Annotated in this window: 2 protein-coding genes; one reads left to right on the top strand and one right to left on the bottom strand. The window is 71.1% G+C overall.

Annotated features, from left to right (window positions below):
* Positions 1-529: 529 nt before the first annotated feature.
* The gene (locus tag KY462_16920) at positions 530-1,630 is read right to left on the bottom strand and encodes an NAD(P)-binding domain-containing protein (protein ID MBW3579381.1); all 1,101 of its coding nucleotides are present in this window, start codon (positions 1,628-1,630) and stop codon (positions 530-532) included.
* Positions 1,631-1,773: 143 nt separating this feature from the next.
* Between KY462_16920 and KY462_16915 the strand changes: the two genes are divergently transcribed.
* Positions 1,774-2,167: peptidase domain-containing ABC transporter (locus KY462_16915; GenBank protein MBW3579380.1), on the top strand; the 394-nt coding region annotated here is incomplete at its 3' end.

Here is a 2,167-nt window from a genome sequence, read left to right as displayed (position 1 = left end):
CTCATCTACCGACCGGCGGACCCTGCCCGTGCAACGACGAACGGGGCAACCCGAAGGCCGCCCCGCCAATCTCACCGACCCTGTCGCTCTATCCGCCCCGCAGCCTCAACCTGAATGTCGTTTCACACCCCGCCGGTTCGATGGCGGCCACAGTGACGCAGTCACGCCGTACTTCGGCGCCGGCCAGCCTCCAAGCGGCGGCGCCGGCCTGTTCCGGAACTGAGACTGTTCGCCGTCCGCGAACCGCGAGCGACCGACGTCGCTGGCCGAACGGTTCGGCCGTGGCGCCTCCCCGGTCCTGCGTGTCGGCTCCGTCGCCAGCCACGAGATCCTCGCCGCGACGGACGACCGGGATACGGACCTGGTGGTCATCGGGACGCAGCTGCGACGTCAGGAGGACGGGCGCCCGTTCCTCGGACACGGCGCCGAGTTCCTCCTCGAGCACGCCCCCCAGACGGTCGTGGCGTGGTCTTCCCCGAGGTCACCACGACCTGAGTCGTTGACGGCCACCTGCCCCGCTCGCGGTCGCTCAGGCCACCGCGGGCGACGTGGCCGCTGAGCGTCCGGCGAGGTGCTCGGCGACGTACGCCGCGTCCTGCCCGACCCCGACGAACAGCATCGAGCCGAACGCGTACTGGAAGGCCAGCCCGACGAAGTACAGGCCGGGGGCGTCGGCCACGACCCCGCGCTCCTCGCGTGGCCAGCCGTCCTCGCCGGTGACCGGCAGCTCGATCCAGCTGAAGTCCTGCCGGAAGCCGGTCGCCCAGATCACGTTCGCGACGTCCAAGATCCGTTCGTCGTCGACCACGGGCAGACCGTCGCGCACGCCCGTGACGCGGACGCCGGCGCGCTCGACACCGGCCTCCTCCAGGTGGGCGTTCTTGTAACGGATGAGCGGACCGCCGTGAGCTCGGATCTTCGAGCGGGCCTTGCGCCCGATCGGCGTCTTGATGGTGAGCAGGCGCCGCGCGACGAACGACAGCACCGGCCAGAGGAACCGGGACATCGGGCTCTCGATGTCGAAGGGCATCTGCCCGGTGTCCCGGCCGACCAGCACCGTCTGGTGGAGCGGGCCGAGCTCGTGGGCGACGTCGGCGCCGGAGTGCGAGGCACCGACGACCAGGACCGGACCGGGCTGGAGCTGCGACGGGTTCTTGTACTCGCTCGAGTGCAGCTGACGGATGCGCGGGTCGAGCTCGTCCGCGAACGACGGTGTGTACGGCCCACCGAAGGTGCCGGTCGCGACGACCACGTTGTCCGCCACGAGCTCGCGGTCGCCGACCGTCACGACGTAGCGGCTGCCCTCCTGACGCACCCGCTGCACGCGGGTGCCGGTCCGTACGGGCAGGTCGAAAGCGGCGACGTAGTCCTCGAGGTAGGCGGGCGCCACGACGCACAGCGCCTGCGCGTACAGCCGAGCGAGCACGCCGTCGTCGACGGCGGCCGCGAGCGCCGCTTCGTCGACGACCGCGCCCGCGACCGCGCGCTCACACTCAAGGGCTGGCGCGTCGTGCGCATCCCCGACGAGACCCTCGAGCACGAGCCGCGGACCGTCGAGGCGGATCTTCGCGCGCTCAGCGGTCGCGGCGCACGGTGAGGCTGTACTGCCCGTCGAGGGACCCGCCGCCATGGGCTCGACGGCGCGGCGACGAGGAGGGTCGCGAAAGAGAGGAGGAGCGCGCGTCCGTGGCGCGCTGTGGCGGCGGAGTAGCCGAGGGCGGGCCCTATGGGGTAGAACTGGGCGGACGGTCCAACCGCGACCCAGGAGGCTTCATGCCCACCTACGTCATGCTGTCCACGCTCAGCTCCGAGGGCGTGCAGACGATCAAGCTCGCCAACCGCCAGGCCGAGCGCCGGGCGCGGATGGCGAACGCCACCATCGAGGTCGCCAACCGCGAGGCGGCGATCAACCGCGTCGCCGCCACCTTTTCCGCGCTGTCGAAGCTGATCTTCGGCCTGCAGCGCATCGCGCTGATCTGGATCTGCGCCTGGCTGACCCTGCGCGGAGAATTCACCGCCGGCATGCTGGTGGTCTTCGTCGTCTACGCCGAATTGTTCGCGGTCCGCGGCGGCAGCCTGATCGACAAGCTGGTCGAGCTGCGGCTGCTGGAGATGCACGGCGCGCGCATCGCCGATATCGCCCTGGAGCCGCCGGAATCGCACCTGG

The organism is Actinomycetota bacterium, from assembly GCA_019347675.1.
In the GTDB taxonomy this organism is placed as follows: domain Bacteria; phylum Actinomycetota; class Nitriliruptoria; order Nitriliruptorales; family JAHWKO01; genus JAHWKW01.
Note: the sequence above shows the minus strand (reverse complement) of the source record. Positions and strands in the feature narration are given on the sequence as shown.

Excerpts from the sequence above, each read along its gene's own strand:
- KY462_16920 (MBW3579381.1), bottom strand. The coding sequence starts at position 1,630 with ATGGCGGCGGGTCCCTCGACGGGCAGTACAGCCTCACCGTGCGCCGCG.